The sequence below is a fragment of the Vreelandella aquamarina genome, assembly GCF_020075495.1.
Taxonomy (GTDB): domain Bacteria; phylum Pseudomonadota; class Gammaproteobacteria; order Pseudomonadales; family Halomonadaceae; genus Vreelandella; species Vreelandella aquamarina_A.
This window is the reverse complement of record NZ_JABYQT010000005.1, coordinates 71345-84425: the sequence shown is the minus strand read 5'-3', so window position 1 is coordinate 84425 and position 13081 is coordinate 71345. Positions and strand designations below refer to the sequence as shown.

General features: G+C 60.2%; 11 protein-coding genes. 7 read left to right on the top strand and 4 right to left on the bottom strand.

What is annotated here, in order from left to right:
• Positions 1-25: 25 nt before the first annotated feature.
• Positions 26-811, bottom strand: a complete 786-nt coding sequence (locus HW452_RS09825; protein WP_224105930.1) for a class I SAM-dependent methyltransferase — start codon at positions 809-811, stop codon at positions 26-28.
• 98 nt (positions 812-909) lie between these two features.
• On the opposite strand from HW452_RS09825, the gene gloB reads away from it, so the two are divergent.
• The 6 genes from gloB to HW452_RS09795 are packed head-to-tail and all read left to right on the top strand — an operon-like array spanning position 910 to position 8669.
• Positions 910-1677, top strand: a complete 768-nt coding sequence (gloB, locus tag HW452_RS09820) for a hydroxyacylglutathione hydrolase (RefSeq protein ID WP_224105929.1) — start codon at positions 910-912, stop codon at positions 1675-1677.
• A 30-nt stretch (positions 1678-1707) separates the two neighbouring features.
• Positions 1708-2919: a transglycosylase SLT domain-containing protein gene (locus tag HW452_RS09815; protein WP_224105928.1), complete on the top strand. Its 1212-nt coding sequence runs from the start codon at positions 1708-1710 to the stop codon at positions 2917-2919.
• Between the two features lie 33 nt (positions 2920-2952).
• Positions 2953-4854 carry an extracellular solute-binding protein gene (locus HW452_RS09810; protein ID WP_224105927.1) on the top strand — a complete coding sequence of 634 codons (1902 nt, stop codon included), beginning with the start codon at positions 2953-2955 and terminating at the stop codon, positions 4852-4854.
• Positions 4855-4907: 53 nt separating this feature from the next.
• Entirely contained in the window at positions 4908-5981 is a 1074-nt protein-coding gene (locus HW452_RS09805) for a microcin C ABC transporter permease YejB (RefSeq protein WP_224105926.1), read from the top strand.
• Positions 5982-5992: 11 nt separating this feature from the next.
• The gene (locus tag HW452_RS09800; protein WP_425348105.1) at positions 5993-7069 is read left to right on the top strand and encodes an ABC transporter permease; all 1077 of its coding nucleotides are present in this window, start codon (positions 5993-5995) and stop codon (positions 7067-7069) included.
• On the top strand, positions 7062-8669 hold the full coding sequence (locus tag HW452_RS09795) for an ABC transporter ATP-binding protein (protein ID WP_224105924.1): 1608 nt from the start codon (positions 7062-7064) through the stop codon (positions 8667-8669). Before HW452_RS09800 ends, HW452_RS09795 begins: the two co-directional genes overlap by 8 nt.
• Positions 8670-8780: 111 nt before the next feature.
• Here the strand turns inward: HW452_RS09795 and HW452_RS09790 are convergent, their stop codons facing one another.
• Entirely contained in the window at positions 8781-9485 is a 705-nt protein-coding gene (locus HW452_RS09790) for a pseudouridine synthase (RefSeq protein WP_224105923.1), read from the bottom strand.
• Positions 9485-10318: an amidohydrolase gene (locus HW452_RS09785; RefSeq protein WP_224105922.1), complete on the bottom strand. Its 834-nt coding sequence runs from the start codon at positions 10316-10318 to the stop codon at positions 9485-9487. Before HW452_RS09785 ends, HW452_RS09790 begins: the two co-directional genes overlap by 1 nt.
• A 71-nt stretch (positions 10319-10389) precedes the next feature.
• Here HW452_RS09785 and rarD point away from each other — a divergent pair, with 71 nt between their 5' ends.
• Complete coding sequence (gene rarD / locus HW452_RS09780; RefSeq protein WP_224105921.1) at positions 10390-11295, top strand: EamA family transporter RarD; 906 nt, start codon at positions 10390-10392, stop codon at positions 11293-11295.
• Here the strand turns inward: rarD and HW452_RS09775 are convergent.
• The gene (locus HW452_RS09775) at positions 11269-12924 is read right to left on the bottom strand and encodes a methyl-accepting chemotaxis protein (RefSeq protein WP_224105920.1); all 1656 of its coding nucleotides are present in this window, start codon (positions 12922-12924) and stop codon (positions 11269-11271) included. The two genes, rarD and HW452_RS09775, sit on opposite strands and share 27 nt — an antisense overlap.
• Positions 12925-13081: the final 157 nt, after the last annotated feature.

Here is a 13081-nt window from a genome sequence, read left to right as displayed (position 1 = left end):
TTGCTATCCTTTATCAACGGGTATTTCAACGTGTTCTGGGGCGACCGGCGCCTGGCGGGAATGCATGGGCGGAACTGCTGCGGGTGGCACCCAGGGAAGACGAAGGCACCGGGGCTTGTAACGAAAACCTGACACGCTTGACCGGTGCCGCCTGTTGGCGGCGCTGCGCCTGAATCATGTAACTTTCGCCCCAAGGCAGGTTGTGTCGTCGGCCAAGTGCTTCCCAGCTCTCCTGGCAGGTCGCTTTCATCGCCCCTCTAAAGCAGCAATAGTCTACGCGTTCGACCTCAAAATCGACAAACGTCAACCAGTCGCGTAACCGGCTGGCCTTGTGCCACTGCCCATTATAGGGAAATTCCGAACGACGTTTTCGAAGCTTGCGGTAAAGGCCCTTCAGGCCCAACGGGTTGAACCCCATCAGCACCAGCTTTCCGTCATCGGCGGTCACCCGGGCGGCTTCCTGAAGGGTGTGATGGGGAGCATCCAAGTGCTCGAGCCAATGGTGGATGATCACCACGTCCATGCACCGGTCAGGCAGCGCCAGGTGATCCGGTGGACATACCAGGGAGGACGGCCCGGTTGCCAGGCTCAGGGCAGGCACCCAGCGTATCGGGTGGGAAAGGGACGACACGCCCATCAGCGAAGGCCCCATGCTCATCTCAAGGCCATGCCTGCCTGGCCGATCTTCCACCACCGGCCCAAGGCAGGCGCGCTGTACCTCCCAGAGCGCGCGCCCGGCATCCGTTTCCCAGTAAAAGTGACTATCCATCAGACGCTTGGCCATCACCGCTGCCGGGCTTGAATTTGACATGAACAGCACTTCCCTCCAGAGTATCGGCTTTTAACGCCTTCTCGGCGTATTTTCAACGTACTTATCAGCAGGTTTGCAACCCTAAAAGGATCTCGCCCATGATGAGCGTGACACCGATTCCCGCCCTTAGCGACAACTATATTTGGCTACTGCGACAAGATACCAGTCAAAGTGTCTGTGTGGTGGATCCCGGTGAAGCCGATCCGGTCATCGAGCTTCTTGAGCGCGAATCGCTGACCCTCGACACGATCCTCATCACTCACCATCATCAGGATCATACCGGAGGCCTTGCCAAGCTGATCAAGCGCTACTCCCCTCACGTGATTGGCCCGGCAAACCCCTCCATCGAAGGAATCGATCAACACGTAGGCGATGGCGACACTGTCCGCGTCATGGGTCGTGTGTTTGAGGTCATGGCCACGCCTGGCCATACGCTCGACCATATAAGCTTTTACGCCCCTGGTATCCCTGGGCTTCTGTTCTGTGGGGATACGCTTTTTTGCGCGGGATGCGGTCGCTTATTTGAAGGTTCTCCCGAACAAATGTTCACTTCATTGAACAGGTTAGCGGAACTCTCTGAAGATACGCTGGTCTTTGCAGCCCATGAGTACACGCAAGCCAACCTTGATTTTGCCAAAGCGGCAGACCCAGAGAATGATGACGTGACAACCGCCTTGAACGAGTGTGAAAAGGCCCGGGCACTGGAGCGCCCAACCCTGCCCAGCACGATAGGACGCGAGCTGAAGATCAATCCCTATCTGCGTGTAGGCACACAAGGGGTACGCAACGCAGCAGGTACCCAAGGGCCCAATGACCACGACCTCGCAACGTTTACCACTCTGCGTGAGTGGAAGAATCGTTTTTAAGTACGCTATCGAAACCAAACGAATTTCACTATGACCTATCGAACGATTCGTCAGCGCTTGATGCTAAGCGCTGGCAGCACGGTAATTATGGGCCTGATGTTGGCCGCTGCAGCAAACACCCAAGCTTCCGCCCCCGCATACGATGCCTACGCAGACACCCCGGATAACGAGAGTGCTGGCACTGCTGCCTCCCCTTATCCCTCATCGTTTCAAACGCATTTCTGGGAAGCGCTGGACCTTGAGCCCCAGGATGCCTGGACGACGCTTCGCCAGAGTTTTCAATGGCAGGACCTTACCCTGCCCCCTGCTGCTCAGGCGCGCGTGGACGAATGGATCGAATACTATCGCGCCAGCCCACAAAACATCGCCACCATTACCGAGCGTGCCACTCCTTGGCTTGCCTGGATCAGCCAGCAGGTCAGCGAACGCGGTCTGCCTGGCGAAATTGCCCTGATTCCTTTCGTGGAGAGCTCATTTGACCCCAGCGCCCGCAGCCATCGCGGCGCGGCCGGACTATGGCAGTTCATGCCCGGCACCGGCGATGCCCTGGGCCTGGTACGCAACGGTAACTACGACGGCCGGTTGGATGTGATCACCTCCACCGATGCCGCACTCGATTATCTGGAGATGCAGGCTGACCAGTGGTATGAAGGCGATATCATGCTTTCTCTGGCGGCATACAACGCCGGTGCCGGCACGGTCAATCGCGCCCTGCGCCAGGCTCAAAGCCAGGATTCGAATGCGGACTACTGGGACCTTTCCCTGCCCCACGAAACCATGCAGTACATTCCCAAGCTGAAAGCAATTGCCACCATCATCAATGACCCGGCACGCTTCAACGTTTCATTGCCTGAAATTCACGTAGATCCCGCCTTTGCCAAGGTTCAGCTGGAGCAGCCACTGAGCATTGCCCAGGCGTCCAGACTTCTGGATGTCAGTCAATCGGCGCTAGCCGAGCTAAACCCTGGCCTGCTCAACGGCAGCATCGATCCGCGCAGTGCACAAACCCTTCTGGTGCCTGAAGAAGTCGATACCCAGGTGTTAGCTCAGCTTTCGCAGACGACCTCCAGCGACCTGGCCTCGGCCCCAACGCCGGATAGCTACCGCGTTGAACGCGGCGATAGCCTGTCAGCCATTGCCAGCCGCTATAATGTTAATCAGAATGACCTGATACGCTGGAATGCCCTCGACCGCCCTGAAGCCCTGCAACCGGGGCAGCTACTGACCCTCTCGGGTCGTTAAGCTGCAAGGCTCTGCTTATACGGAATGTAACTCATGCTGCGCGGTGTATTTTTTGCCAAGTCGATATTGATCGTTAGCAGTTTACTGATGAGCTTTGCCGCGCCTGCCGCGCCCATCGAGGCCGACACCATGGACACGGCAAGCCTTGCACCGGACGACACCGTCAATAGTGCACCGATCGAGACCGTGCATGGGCTATCGCTCTACGATAGCCCAGCGCTTGACGAGAACTTCGCCTATTTTCCCCACGTCAATCCACAGGCACCCAAGGGCGGCAGCATCATCCACACGGCCGTGGGTTCGAGTTTCGACTCCACCAACCCATTCATCATTCGCGGTACGCCCGCCACCGGCATTTCGCAGATCTACGACACGCTCATGACGAGCAACCCAGGCGAACCATTCAGCGCCTACGGACTTCTGGCAGAGGGCGTCCGCCTTGACCCCGAGCGCCGCTGGATCGAGTTCGACCTCCGCCCGGAAGCGCGTTTTCAGGATGGCGAGCCGGTCACTGCCTATGATGTGGTCTTCTCCTTCAACCTGCTGCGCGAGGAAGGCAACCCGTTCTACGCCAGCTACTACGCCGATGTCGATAAGGTAGAGGCGCTGAACGAGCACCAGGTGCGCTTCGAGTTCAAGAGTACCCAGTCGCGCGAGCTTCCCTTGATTGTCACTCAGTTGCCCATTCTGCCCCGCCACTACTGGGAGCCGCGGGATTTCACCTCGCCAACGCTGGCCGCCCATCCCGGTTCAGGGCCTTATCGCATCAGCGAAGTGGACCCGGGCCGGCGCATCGTGTACCAGCGCGATGAGAATTATTGGGGCAAGGATCTGCCGGTCAACGTTGGCCGCTACAATATCGACCGCGTGGTCTATGACTACTACCGTGACCGGGACATTGCCTGGGAAGCGTTCAAGGCAGGGCTGATCGATTTTCGTGAAGATGCCCGCGCTGCCACCTGGGCAACCGGGTATGACTTTCCTGCCTACCGCGAAGGGCTGATCAAGCGCATCACGGTTCCCGATGTGAACCCCTCCTTGATGCAGGCCTTCGTGTTCAATCTGCGCAAGGAGAAGTTTCAGGACCCGCGTGTACGTGAAGCGCTGAGCCTGACCTTCGATTTCCCCTGGCTCAATACCAATATCTTCTACGACGCCTATCGGCGCACCGAAAGCTATTTTCAGAATTCGGAAATGGAAGCCACTGGGCTGCCAACGGATGCCGAGCTTGCCCTGCTGGAACCTTATCGGGAAGAACTTCTGGCCTCGCACCGCTCCGAGCGGCTATTTACCGACCCACTGCCCATCGATGAGCCTACGGACCTGCGCGAGCGACTGCGCCGCGCGCTCGAACTCCTGCGTGAGGCGGGGTATGAAATCGAGGACGGCGTGCTGATTCACTCAGCCACCGGCCAGCCGCTGCGCCTGGAAGTTCTGATGTACGACGCCGCACTCGAGCGCGTGGTACAGCCCATGCTGCGCAACATGGCCCGGCTCGGCGTGCAGACCTCCATGCGCATCGTGGATATCAACCAGTACCTCAACCGTCTGCGTAACTACGACTACGATATCGTGACCAGTCACTTCCCCCAGTCCAACAATCCGGGCAACGAACAGCGCGATTACTGGAGCAGCGCCGCGGCCGAGGCGCCGCAAAGCCGCAATCGTATGGCCTTGGCCCATCCGGCGGTGGACGCGCTGGTCGAGGATATCATCCGCGCCGATAGCCGAGAAACGCTGGATACCGCCGCCCACGCGCTGGATCGCGTGCTGCGCTGGGGCTTCTACGCCATTCCCCACTACCACTCGGGCGAAACGCGGATCGCCGTCTGGGACAAGTTCGGCTATCAGGAGCCGTTTCCCGAGTACGGCATGGATCTGGATGCCTGGTGGGTGGATCCCGTCCGTGAAGCGGAACTTCAGCGCCGCAACTGACGCATAACCCAGGCCCGCAGCGCCTGGCTGGCTTATCACTCATGGAGTGTACCGTGGCACGCTATACCCTACGCCGACTGCTGCTCATGATCCCCACACTTCTGGGCATCATGCTGTTGAACTTCATGATCGTTCAGGCCGCCCCGGGCGGGCCTATCGATCAGATGCTGGCGCGTTTCGAAGGCGCCAACGCCATGGCCAGCACACGTCTGGACATGGGCGGCGCGGATATTCAGGTCAATGACGACTCTCGCGGGGCGCGCGGCATCGACCCGCGCTTCATCGAACAGCTCGAGCAGCAGTTCGGCTTCGACAAGCCCGCCCATGAGCGCTTCATGGGGATGATGGCGGATTACCTGACGCTGGATTTCGGCACCAGCTTCTTTCGCGACCGTCCGGTGGTCGAGCTGATGATCGAGCGCCTGCCGGTATCGATTTCACTCGGACTCTGGACGACGCTGCTGGTCTATCTGATCTCGATTCCACTGGGTATTCGCAAGGCGCTGCGCCACGGCTCGCGCTTTGACGTCTGGACCTCAGGGCTGGTGATCGTCGGCTACGCAATTCCAGGATTTCTGTTTGCCATCATGCTGATCGTGGTATTTGCCGGCGGCAGCTACCTGGACTGGTTTCCGCTGCGCGGGCTCACTTCGCCGGATTTTTCCGATCTTTCTACCTGGGGTAAGGTGAAGGACTACTTCTGGCATATCACACTGCCGGTCGTCGCCGCCGCGATCGGCAGTTTTGCCACCCTCACCATGCTGACCAAGAACAGCTTTCTGGATGAAATCCACAAGCAGTACGTACTCACCGCCCGGGCCAAGGGGGCAACCGAAGGCCGCATCCTGTACGGCCATGTGTTCCGCAACGCCATGCTGATCATCATTGCAGGCCTGCCCGCCGCCATGATCGGCATCTTCTTTACCGGGGCGCTGTTGATCGAGGTCATCTTCTCTCTCGATGGGCTGGGGCTTTTAGGGTTCGAGGCGGTCATGCAGCGCGACTACCCGGTAATCTTCGGCACGCTGTTCCTGTATACCGTGATCGGGCTTGTGCTGAAGCTGATATCGGATCTTACCTATGTGTGGGTCGACCCGCGCATCGATTTTGCATCAAGGGAGTCGTGAGCATGGGCCTTATGACATCACGACTGCTCCAAGGACTGTCGCCGATCACCCGGCGTCGTATCGCGGCCTTCAAGGCCAACCGGCGGGCACGCGTTTCGCTCTGGCTGTTTGGCGGGCTATTCATCCTGAGCCTTGCGGCGGAGCTGATCGCCAACGACAAGCCGTTGATTCTGCACTTCGATGGCCAGTGGTACGCGCCGCTGCTGGTGGAGTATCCGGAAACCGAGTTCGGCGGCTTTCTGCCCACGCGCACCGATTATCTCGACCCGTTCATCCAGGAGCAGATCCACGACCACGGCTGGGCCCTGTGGCCGATGATTCCGTTCTCCTACCAGACGCTGGACATGCAGATGACCCGCCCTTCGCCGGCACCGCCGGACCGGCGCCACTGGCTGGGCACCGACGACCAGGGCCGTGACGTGCTGGCCCGGGTCATCTACGGCTTTCGCCTGTCGGTAGCCTTTGCCTTGGTGCTGACTGCGGGCTCTCTGGTGCTGGGCGTGCTTGCCGGCGGCGTGCAGGGCTATTTCGGCGGCAAGGTGGATCTCATCGGTCAGCGCATCACCGAGATCTGGTCGGGGCTTCCCGTACTGTTTCTGCTGATCATCCTGGCCAGCTTCGTGCAGCCAGGCTTCTGGTGGCTTCTGGGCATCATGCTGCTGTTCTCCTGGCTGGGGCTGGTCGATATCGTGCGTGCGGAATTTCTGCGAGCGCGTAATCTGGAGTACGTGCGCGCCGCCAAGGCCATGGGCCTGCCGTCACGGCTGATCATGTGGCGCCACGTGCTGCCCAACGCCATGGTAGCCACGCTCACCTTCATACCTTTTCTGTTTACCGGCGCCATCGGCACGCTGACGGCGCTGGATTTTCTCGGTTTCGGTCTGCCGCCGGGCGCCCCTTCACTTGGCGAGCTGGCAGCGCAGGGCAAGAACAACCTGCACGCCCCTTGGCTTGGCATCACCGCGTTCATGACGCTTGCCATCATGCTCTCGCTTCTGGTGTTCATTGGCGAAGGCCTGCGCGACGCCTTTGACCCGCGGCATATCAAACTCAGCCCCCGGCCGGCACAGGGAACCCCGCATGCCTGACTCAAACGTTTTAAAGCCGCTGCTGCGATTGACCGACTTCACCATCGCCTTCGACGGCCATACCGTGGTGGATTCGCTGTCGCTCAGCGTGAACGCTGGCGAAACCCTGGCGATTGTCGGCGAATCCGGCTCGGGCAAGTCGGTGTCGGCGCTGGCGGCGCTCAACCTTCTGCCCGGTAACGCCGAGGTGAGCGGTGAGCGCTGGCTGGAGGATACCGACCTTGACCGCCTTTCCAGCCGAGAGTGGAACGGTGTACGCGGCAACCGGGTAGGATTCGTGTTTCAGGAGCCCATGACCTCGCTCAACCCGCTCCACCGTATCGGCAAGCAGATCGGCGAGACGTTGCGCCTGCACCAGGGGCTTGGCGGCAAGGCGGCACGCTTGCGGGCCAGGGAGTTGCTCGAACAGGTGAAGCTGCCGCGGCCCGAGGAGCTGCTGGACGCCTGGCCCCACCAGCTTTCCGGCGGCCAGCGTCAGCGTGTGATGATCGCCATGGCGATTGCCAACAATCCTAAGCTTCTGATTGCCGACGAACCCACCACGGCACTCGATGTCACCGTACAACAGGATATTCTGGCGCTGCTGAAGGAGCTTCGCGACCACCATGGCATGGGCATGCTGTTCATCAGCCACGACCTCAACCTGGTACGCCGCTATGCCGAACGCGTATGTGTGATGTACCAGGGCAAGGTTCAGGAAATCGGCCCGGTGGAAGAGGTGTTTACTCGCCCCCAAAGCGACTACACCAAGGCACTGCTGGCCGCCGAGCCCGAAGGCCGCCCAGCCCCCTTTATCAAGGAGGCGCCGCTACTCACCGCACGTCAGCTAAGGGTCAGCTTCGCGCGTCCCAGGGCGGGACTTTTCAAGCGACAGCCACCTCCCTTTGAAGCCGTCAAGGCAGTTGATCTTGCCATTGCCCCGGGCGAGACGCTGGGTATCGTCGGTGAATCCGGCTCCGGCAAGACGACGCTGGCCTCGGCTATCATGCGTCTGGTGCAGAGCCAGGGAGAGATAAACCTGGGCGAGGCGCGCTTGAGCGAGCTTAACGGCGACACCCTGCGCCGCCAGCGCCATCGCTTCCAGATGGTGTTTCAGGACCCTTATGGCGCCCTCTCGCCGCGCATGCCGGTGTTCGATATCGTCAGCGAAGGCTTGCGCTTTCACTACCCGCACTTGACCCAGGACGAAGTCGCCGAGTGGGTGCACCAGACGCTCAGGGAAGTCGGCCTTCCGGAAAGCGTGGCGGCACGCTACCCGCATGAATTTTCCGGCGGCCAGCGCCAGCGCATTGCCGTGGCCCGGGCAATCATTCTCGAGCCGGAGCTTCTGGTGCTGGACGAGCCGACCTCGGCGCTGGATCGCACGGTGCAAAAGCAGCTGGTCAACTTGTTGCGCCAGCTCCAGGAGCGCCGAAAGCTGAGCTATCTGTTCATAAGCCACGACCTGGCAGTGGTACGCGCCATGGCGCACCGCATCATGGTGCTGAAAGATGGTGAAGTGGTCGAACAAGGACCCTGCCTGGATGTGCTGACTTCACCCCAGCACCCCTATACCCAGGCGCTGATTGCCGCCGCCCACCTGCACGAACTTTCTGCCTGACGCTTGGTTACAGGACTCAAGCTCAGGCGCGGGCAAATAATTTTATATGTAAGATAACGGTATAATATGAGTACGCCTGACAGCGCCCGATAAAGGGCGCTGGGCCAGATTTTAGAAGCTGGCGATCTCTTCGGCGCTGAGTTCGCGCCATTCGCCGGGGGCCAGGTCATCGGGCAGGGAAATGTCGCCAATCGACTGACGATGCAATTCGTTGACGTGATTACCAAGAGCAGCAAACATCCGCTTGACCTGATGGTAGCGCCCTTCGGTCAAGGTCAGTTCGGCGCATTGGGGGGTGATGAAGCGCAGCGTCGCGGGCTTGGTCGGCGTGTCCTCATCGTCGAGCAGAATGCCCTGGGCGACCTGCTCGATGGCGTGCTCTGCAGCGCTGCCCTCCCAAGGCTCGGCAAGCTCGGCAATATATACCTTGGCGCAGCGGTGCTTGGGCGAGGTCACGCGGTGGGACCACTGGCCGTCGTCGGTCAGAAGCAAAAGCCCGGTAGTATCCACATCCAGGCGCCCTACCGGCTGCAGCCGCTCCGCCTTGGGCAGGTCGATCAGATCGACCACCCGGGGGTAGAGCCCGCGCCGTGCGGTGCACTCCACCCCTGCAGGCTTGTGCATCATCAGGTAGCGAAGCCCAACCAGAGAGAGCGTCTCGCCGTTGAGCACCACCTCATCGCGCTCGGTATCGATGTGCGTTGACGCCTGCTTGACCGGTTCGCCGTTCAGCGTCACTTCGCCATTCTTGAGTGCCCGCTTGGCGAGACTGCGGGTCAAGGGGCTGGTTTCACTCAAAAAGCGGTCAAGGCGCATTATTGACCCACCCCTGGCAGCAGCGAAAAGCGGTCGGCATCTTGCCAGGCTGGAAATTTTTCACGAAAAGCATCGAGTTCCGTTTTATCGAGTATGCCCGTTTCAATGAACGGGGTATGGGCGGGATGGTCGATCAAGGGCTCGCCCTTGAAATCGACCAGCATGGAGTCGCCGCTGTAGGCCAGCCCCTTGGCATCTTCGCCTACCCGGTTGACGCCCACCACATACGTGAGGTTTTCAACCGCGCGGGCCTGAAGCAGTGTCCGCCAGGGCATACGGCGCGGGGCGGGCCAGTTGGCGACGCAAAGTAGCGCATCATACTCGAAGTGCTCGCCCTGCGCCGGTTGCTGACGTGTCCAGACCGGAAAGCGCAGGTCATAGCATACGCTGAGCAGCAGCTTGAAACCCTTGAGCTCGACGATCTGGCGCGTCTTGCCCATGCCGTAGCGCTCGTGTTCGCCGGCCATGCGAAACAGGTGGCGCTTGTCGTAATGGCGTGTTTCGCCCTCCGGTGTGGCCCAGATCATTCGGTTGTAGTACTGGCTGTCATTGCCGTGCAGGGCGTCATCCTTGATGGCAACGCTTCCTGTCATCACGCATCCGCGCGCCTTGGCCTGCGCCTTGAGCCAGGCAACGCTTGCACTCTCGTTCATCGGCTGGGCCATTTCCCGGGAGTTCATGGTAAAGCCGGTGGCGAACATCTCGGGCAGCACGATCAGGTCGGTGTCGCGGCTATCAAGCTCCCCCAGCAAACGCTCCAGGTGTGCATGATTGGCCTCGGGGTCTTCCCAGCGCAAATCACACTGTACAAGGCTCGTTTTCAGCTGCGTCATGCTACTTCTCCTTTCACCGGTGTGTTGTCATATTGTGTGATAGATTAGCATTTTTAAATAATGAGGCTGCTATGCACTCCCCTTCTGTTCGCGATCCCCAGGCAGCCAAAGGCGTCACCTTCGGTTTGACGGCCTATATCATGTGGGGCTGTTTTCCGCTCTACTTTGCGCTGTTCGAGGGCATGCCAGCTTTCGAGGTGCTGGTCCATCGCATCTTGTGGTCCTGCGTGTTTCTGGTGGGGCTGATCACGCTTTTAAAGCGTTGGACGCCGGTCGTGGCTGCCCTGAAAGAACCGCGCCGACTCGGCCGCGTACTGATCTGCGCGCTATTGATCGGCGCCAACTGGGGGCTTTATATCTACGCGGTAGAGAGCCGTCAGGTGCTGCAGGCAAGCCTGGGCTATTTCTTGACGCCTCTGGTCAACGTGGCGCTTGGCATGCTGGTGCTGCGGGAAGTCATGGCACGACTACAACTGGTGGCGCTGGGGCTTGCAAGCCTTGCCATCATCATCCAGTTTGCCCTGCTGGGCGAGCTGCCCTGGATCAGCCTGATGCTGGCGCTGAGCTTTGGCAGCTACGGGCTGTTTCGCAAACAGATACCGCTGGATGGCCTGTCCGGGCTGTTCGTGGAAACATTGCTGCTCTTTCCGTTGGCGCTTCTGGCGCTGACCTGGCTCAGCCTGCAGGGTGAATCGCATTTTCTTTATGACGCGCCCGTGAGCGTGCTGCTGGTCTCGAGCGGTGTAGCCACGGCGCTCCCGCTGCTGGCCTTTGCCGGCGCGGCCCGGCGGCTGCGCCTCTCGACGCTAGGGTTTTTGATGTACATCAACCCAAGCATCCAGTTTCTGATTGCCCTGCTCATCTTCGGCGAGCCGCTCGGCACCATTCAACTGGCCACTTTTATCATGATCTGGCTGGGCCTTGCCCTTTACTCCTGGTCATCCTGGCAGTCACGCCCGCGCCAGGTGGTGGACTGAAGAAGAACGATGATGCGCCAGCGGCAACGCCGTTTCAGTGGAGCGCTCTGGATGATAGCCGACCCGAAAACCGCCCCAGTGCTTGCCGTTGATATAGATGGGTACCGAGAGGTCATGCATGATTTCTCCGGTATCGCGCTTGTAGGTTTGCAGCAGCAAAGGCTGGGTATGCGCACCACAGCGGCTGCCCGTGGCATCATCGAAAATGCGCTTGCTGCGGCAGTACTTGAGATCATGGGCATAATCGCCGGTCGGTTCGCGGCTGACGCTGGCATTATGGGTGGGCACGTAGCCGTTGCGGTCGCAGGCAATGGCATAGCTCAGCCCGTACTGCTCTAACAGCGGCTCCTGAAGTGCCGGCAGGTGCTGGTCGGTGAAGGCATCGAATCCGGTGCGATAAAGCGGCGGCCGCGTGCCGGGGATGGTTTGATAATCCGGCTGAAATAGCGCCTGTGCGGTCACCTCACCTCGGGCAATGGCTTTTTCAAGCAGCTTGCCCATGTGATCGGCGGCCTGACGGGCTGCGATAAACACGTCCTGATGCCGCCCTTTCAGGCGCTGCTGGGCAAGCTCCCCATCCACGCCTTCGGCGGCCTCCATCAAGGCCCGCGCCTGGGCGGCCAGGTCGTGCATGTTGCGGTTACCCTCGTCGACATCGGCTTCCAGCTGGCCAAGGCTCTCGGCGACGGTCTGGCTGTGCGCCTTGGTGCTCTCCATGGACTCGGCGACGCCGGTAATTTCGAGCTGAACCTGATCGAACTCACCGGTCATCGTGCCCAGGCTTTCTCCCACCGCTTGCAGGCTTTCGGCCCGCTCGCGTACGCGGGTCATGAGTGACCCCAGGGTCACCGCCACCTGCTGGCCGCTTTGATGCATGTCCTTGACCAGCGTCTCGACGCTTTGGGTAGCGGTCGAGGTCTTCAACGCCAGGCTACGCACTTCCCCGGCCACCACGGCAAACCCGCGCCCGTGTTCACCTGCCCTGGCGGCCTCGATAGAGGCGTTGAGCGACAGAAGGTGGGTCTGCTCGGCGATGTCCTCGATCATGGAGGTCACGTTGCGCACTCGTTCGATCTTGTCATTGAGTGCGCCAAGCATGGCAAGCGCCTGATCGGAGCGCTGGGCGACCTCGCTCATGTCCCGGATGATGGCAGACAGCTCATCGCGATTGTGGTGCCCGGCCTGACGAGCGTTTTCCGCAAGCGAAGCAACTTGGGTGGCACTGGCGCTGACCTGCAGGATAGCGGTGTTGATGGCGCTCATGCTCGAAGAGGCTTCGCGGACCATGGCCTCCTGCTGGTTCAAGCGCTGATCCATCAGATCGGCGTAGTGGGACACTTCTGCCGAGGCGATGGCCGTGCTGCTGGCGCGGCCCATCAGTCGATAGGCCATGGCCTTGAGCGAGCCGTAATCGCGTAGCGGTTTCACCCCGCGAACCTGGGTCAAGCGCTCCGGGTCAGCCAGGTAAATGCCCGAGAGCGCGCTTACGACCAGCCCGGCCCCGGCCAGCAGGGCGCACAGCAGCGCCACGTACTCGAGGCCACGGGAATAAGAGACAAGCTCGATGGCCAGCACCAGCAGAATCAAGGGCACCAGTAAACGTAGCACTGATAAAGGTCGTCGCCGCATGGAAAGAACTCTTTTGTAATTGATGTTATTGAGCGCTTGAATACTGGACTACTGTATTCTCAGTCAGCTTAACGGGTTACGACTATGATGGAAGTAGCACTTTGGGAGCAGGAGAGCCGGTTAATTTTCTCACCGGTACCGCAAAGCGGTGGCGAAC

Coding starts and splice junctions, on each gene's coding strand:
- HW452_RS09825 (WP_224105930.1), bottom strand. CDS start 811: ATGTCAAATTCAAGCCCGGCAGCGGTGATGGCCAAGCGTCTGATGGAT.
- gloB (WP_224105929.1), top strand. CDS start 910: ATGATGAGCGTGACACCGATTCCCGCCCTTAGCGACAACTATATTTGG.
- HW452_RS09815 (WP_224105928.1), top strand. CDS start 1,708: ATGACCTATCGAACGATTCGTCAGCGCTTGATGCTAAGCGCTGGCAGC.
- HW452_RS09810 (WP_224105927.1), top strand. CDS start 2,953: ATGCTGCGCGGTGTATTTTTTGCCAAGTCGATATTGATCGTTAGCAGT.
- HW452_RS09800 (WP_425348105.1), top strand. CDS start 5,993: ATGACATCACGACTGCTCCAAGGACTGTCGCCGATCACCCGGCGTCGT.
- HW452_RS09795 (WP_224105924.1), top strand. CDS start 7,062: ATGCCTGACTCAAACGTTTTAAAGCCGCTGCTGCGATTGACCGACTTC.
- HW452_RS09790 (WP_224105923.1), bottom strand. CDS start 9,485: ATGCGCCTTGACCGCTTTTTGAGTGAAACCAGCCCCTTGACCCGCAGT.
- HW452_RS09785 (WP_224105922.1), bottom strand. CDS start 10,318: ATGACGCAGCTGAAAACGAGCCTTGTACAGTGTGATTTGCGCTGGGAA.
- rarD (WP_224105921.1), top strand. CDS start 10,390: ATGCACTCCCCTTCTGTTCGCGATCCCCAGGCAGCCAAAGGCGTCACC.
- HW452_RS09775 (WP_224105920.1), bottom strand. CDS start 12,924: ATGCGGCGACGACCTTTATCAGTGCTACGTTTACTGGTGCCCTTGATT.